The sequence below is a fragment of the Halomonas sp. AOP7-E1-9 genome (assembly GCF_052376035.1).
GTDB lineage: Bacteria > Pseudomonadota > Gammaproteobacteria > Pseudomonadales > Halomonadaceae > Vreelandella > Vreelandella citrativorans.
Genome location: NZ_JBQSVC010000067.1, coordinates 1 through 4,244 on the forward strand (window position 1 = coordinate 1; position 4,244 = coordinate 4,244).

At 49.8% G+C, this 4,244-nt stretch carries 3 protein-coding genes; 2 read left to right on the forward strand and 1 reads right to left on the reverse strand.

Annotated features, from left to right (window positions below):
• A partial coding sequence (locus ACT3R4_RS18165) for an IS1595 family transposase (RefSeq protein WP_496201282.1) occupies positions 1 to 933 on the reverse strand: 933 nt, incomplete at its 3' end.
• Between the two features lie 67 nt (positions 934 to 1,000).
• Between ACT3R4_RS18165 and ACT3R4_RS18170 the strand changes: the two genes are divergently transcribed.
• Both ACT3R4_RS18170 and ACT3R4_RS18175 read left to right on the forward strand, forming a co-directional pair.
• Positions 1,001 to 3,205 (forward strand): hypothetical protein, encoded by a 2,205-nt coding sequence (locus tag ACT3R4_RS18170; RefSeq protein ID WP_496201283.1) that lies wholly within the window; start codon positions 1,001 to 1,003, stop codon positions 3,203 to 3,205.
• Between the two features lie 101 nt (positions 3,206 to 3,306).
• Positions 3,307 to 4,128 (forward strand): hypothetical protein, encoded by an 822-nt coding sequence (locus tag ACT3R4_RS18175; RefSeq protein ID WP_496201284.1) that lies wholly within the window; start codon positions 3,307 to 3,309, stop codon positions 4,126 to 4,128.
• The last annotated feature ends 116 nt before the right edge of the window (positions 4,129 to 4,244 follow it).

Genomic DNA, 4,244 nt, shown 5'->3' on the forward strand with positions numbered 1-4,244 from the left:
AGCTTCAGCCATCTTTAACAGCCGGTAAGGCATCGGTGGTGTCCGGGCTGCCACTGTCAGAAACCGTGGAAGCATGGCCGTGAGGTCATAGCGCCGGTTGAAGCGATATTCGAACTCGGCGAGGTAGCGAGGAACGTGCTGCTCACGGATGGCGTGGTAAGTCCCGGTGATCGCGTTCTTGACGTTGCCCAGCACCGTGTTGACCCAATTGAACGCCGGGTTCGCCACGCTGGCACGCCCACCGCCAGTGATATGGCACTCATGAACGTAGGTGGGCGTATCGAAGGCTCGGAAGCACCCCAGGCCGTCGCTGATGATCTGGCTGGCAGGCACAATGGCCTGCTGGGCGTAGCGACGTATCTCGGCAAGCGTAAAGCCGCTCACACAGCGTAGCTGGACACGCTGCGGGTGGCCCGCTTCATCGGTTTGTACGGCCGCCACAAATGGGAACTTGTGCTCAGCGCCGCGACCGCGCTTTCCCGGGCGTTCACCGCCCAGGTAGGCATCATCGATCTCGATGCGCCCGCTCAATGTCTCGCCCTGGTTACGTTCCAGCATGACCTGCAAGATCTTGTGCTTGAGCTTCCAGGCGGTGTTGTAGCTGACTCCGAGCTCGCGGGATAGCTGCAAGGCAGACACGCCATTCTTGCGCTGAGTCAGCAGGTAGATGGCCAGGAACCAAGTGGTCAGTGGAAGGTGTGTCGCGTGGAAGATGGTGCCGGCGGTCAGCGAGGTCTGATGATGGCAGCGATGGCACTGGTAGAGACCGCGCGATAGCCGACAGGAGGTAGTGTTGCCACAGTCGGGGCACACGAACCCCTTAGGCCAGCGATGCGCAAAGAGAGCCGCCCGACACTGTGCTTCCGTGCCGTACTGCTCAAGAAACGCCGGCAGCGACAGGCCGGCCTGAAACTGGATCGGATTGCGTGCCATGACGTCGCCTCCTTTACTGGATATAACTTCAGTATAGGCTAAGCTCCCGGAATGGTGGCTGAGCAAAATGGGTAATCAGGAAAGTGATTGGGTCCGCTGGGGTAGCCTAAACAGCTTGCTACCAATCCTATCAGAAGCGAGTCCAGACGAGTTTCTATCCGCTGTAGAAAATGCTATAGCTTCCACACCTTCACCCTTTGATAGGTTATTTGAGCAAGAAGATACGGGGGTTTTCGGAAGAAACTATATTACCGGTCTTCTATGGGCGCTTGAGGGTATCGCTTGGGAGGAGGCTTACTTGAGCCGCACTGCGGTTGTTTTAGCAGAGATAGCCTCACAAGACCCGGGCGGTAATTGGGCAAATAGGCCTGGTAATTCACTGACAGATATTTTTCTTCCCTGGTTACCCCATACATTAGCTTCCATTGAAAAGCGACAAGCAGCACTTAAGACAATCTGTGCTGAGCAGCCCGAAGTCGGATGGAAGTTGCTGGAAAGCTTACTTCCAAATCAACATTCAACGACTTCTGGAACGCATAAACCGAGCTGGAGAGAAACGGTACCTGATGAATGGGAGAAAGGCGTTACGAAAAACGAATATTGGGAGCAGTCCCGGTTTTGTGCTGAATTGATTGTTGAGCAGGCGGGCTTTGATATCGTTAAGCTTGCGTCTTTGGCGGGTAACTATGATCACTTGCCACCGCCAGCCTCTGAAATGTTGAGAGATAAGCTGGCATCTGATCATTGTTTAAAGCTTTCTGAGGAAGAGCGTTTGCCACTCTGGGGGGCATTGTGCAAATTAATTGCGCACCACCGCCGTTTTCCAGATGCCAAGTGGTCCTTGGGGGATGATTCTCTGCTTCCAATCGAGGAAATAGCAAGTCAATTGGCGCCCCAAAGCCCTAGCCTACTGAACAAACGCCTGTTTTCAGATGCTGATGCTTATCTTTATGAAGGCGATGGTGATTGGCAGGAAGAACAAGAGAAATTATTCCAAATACGGAAAGCGGCCATAGAGGATATCTTGGCCGAAGGAGGTCTCCCTAAGGTTCTAGAGTTTGCTAGGACAGTTACCAATGCCCATCTTGTGGGTGACGTGCTGGCGGACATGGATCAACCTGAGTTTGATACAGAACTCTTACCCGGTTTGCTGGATATGGCAGATCAAAAGCTTTGGTCGTTCGTTGCTGCCTATGCATGGCGTCGGAGGTTCATGGGTAGCTGGCAGTGGTTTGATGATATTAATAAGGCAGGCTGGGAACCAAAGCAGATAGCCTTACTTCTGTGTGCTTTGCCGTTTGAGAGAAATGCCTGGGATAGAGCTGCACAGTTGCTTGGTGAAAGCGAAAATGAGTACTGGAATAACACCAGCGCTAATACCTATCAGACAGAAGACGATACTGAATATGCTCTCGGGAAGTTGCTTGAGTTCGGCAGGCCAAATGCTGCGATTGAGGGGTTTGCGAGAGAATTATATAAGAAGAAAGATATCAACCCAGAATTGGCCTGTGACGCTTTGTTAGCGCTAGTAAAGACCGAAGAGCCTACTGGAAGAATTGACAGTTACCACATCACCAAAATCATTAAAGCTCTTCAAGAGAATGCTGATACCGATCAAGATAAGCTCTTTCATGTTGAATGGGCATATGTGTCTTTGCTAGATAGGGACAGTGATGGTTCCCCAATCACCTTGGAAAATAGGCTTGCTTCCGACCCCGGCTTTTTCTGTGAGCTTATTCGATTGATCTATCGTGCTGAGGACGCAGAGCCAGAAGAGCCTTCCGAGCAGCGTCGTAATATTGCTACCAATGCATACCGTTTACTTTCTTCATGGAGAGTTGTCCCAGGCACTCGGGCGGATGGAGACTTCGAACCAAATGCATTTACGGAGTGGCTGACAGCTATGGAAGAAATAGTCAAAGCCTCGGGGCATTATGACGTTGCGATGATTCAGTTTGGGGATGTGCTCGTTAATTCCCCAGAGGGACCAGATGGCTTATGGATTCACCCCGTGATTGCAGAAGCAATGAATAGCAGAGAACGCTCTAGCTTACGCGATGGATATCGCACGGGCATTTATAACTCTCGAGGTGTCCACACAGTTGACCCGGAAGCCAAACCTGAGAGAGCGCTGGCCGAAAAATATCGACAGCGAGCCGACCAGGTTGAGAATGCTGGATACCAACGATTAGCTACGACCTTGCGGGGCGTGGCCGATAGTTATGATCGAGACGCTGAACGGATCATTTCACGCGGTGGTGTTCCACATTGAGGAGCTGTATAACAAGCCACTGCACTCGGAAATTTTACTCGCTTCGCTCCTAAAATTCCGGTGAGTGAAGCGTTATATTTTTCAGGCACGGAGCAGTTTTCTTGGATAAAGACAAGTATCAAATATCTAGAAAATCGGATTTTATCTGCTTAACGATTTTGCTAGATGACTTGAACAGCTACAGGACTGCCCTAGATCGACCTGAGCAAACTAAAGATGGCTTAGTTACTACTCTAAGAAATACCAGAAATGTATTTGTTTCGCTCCATAACCTTCGGGACTCTATGAATAGAATTAGGTTGTCGGGTGATGAATCATTTATAGCGAAAAGCCGAGCCTTGAGAAAGGAGTTAGACTTTATAGCTCATATAAGAAATAAGGGTGTTGGCCATCTTGATCGTGATTTGCTTGAGCGAGCAGCCCAGTGGATGCCGCAGATATTTGCCGAGGACTCACAAGAAAAGGATGAATATATTGCATTTGAATGCTACCGAACAGTCTTGGAATCCGCAATCAACTCGTATCTTAATGAAGATGGAGGTCAAAAGGTATTTGAGACGGAAATAGACTTTCTTTATCCGCCAAACCAACAACAGTTTTATGATTTTCTAGGCAGGATCATCGAGGATGCTATCAACTGGCTATCGATAGCGCGAGAGATGGTTAAGTCAGAAATTCAATTTCACTCCGCAGATATGACGCAAGAGCTAGGCGCAATAGCTGGTCAAACAAACTTCAATCTGAAGGAGGGCTCGAAATTCACCTACAGTGAAGAGCAGACAAAAGAAGCACTTGCAGCTTTGCCGGAGAAGTTGCGGGAAATAGGCACTGATGAAAAGGTTATACTGTTCTTTGAAGAACAGTTTCTAAAAAAATATAACAAGGCCAGCCAGAGGGACCAAAAAACCGCCGCTTCGCTCTGATTTTTCGGCCCCTGCTGGCGGCGTTGAACTAAACCGCTTCGCGGTAGCTGTCGCCGAATCCTGTCTTTCGCCTCATCGAACAACACTGTTCCTTGACCCACTTGGGTCGATGAACA